Below are 276 nucleotides of genomic sequence, written 5' to 3'. Positions count from 1 at the left end.
CAGCCTCGGTCACCGGTTCCGGCGTCATCATCGAGGGCAAGCGCATCCTGACCAACGCCCACGTGGTCGGCTACGCGAGCCAGGTCGAGGTGCAGGCCAGCCAGTCGGGCGACAAGGTGGCGGCCAAGGTGATCGCGCTGGCGCGCGGCATCGACCTGGCGGTGCTGGAACTGGAAGACCCGTCCTTCTTCGACAAGCGCCCGCCGGTGCCGCGCGCGCCCGTGCTGCCCGACGTGCGCCAGCAGGTGTTCGCCTACGGCTATCCGGTCGGCGGCA

Annotated in this window: 1 protein-coding gene; it reads left to right on the top strand. The window is 70.7% G+C overall.

Features of this window, described 5'->3' with window-relative positions:
* Positions 1-276, top strand: a 276-nt coding sequence (locus tag ACY9Z2_RS18970; RefSeq protein ID WP_463611239.1) for a trypsin-like peptidase domain-containing protein, incomplete at both ends; no start/stop codon positions are given.

It is taken from the genome of Virgibacillus sp. GM2-2 (assembly GCF_055329585.1).
This window is presented reverse-complemented; position numbering and strand designations above follow the sequence as displayed.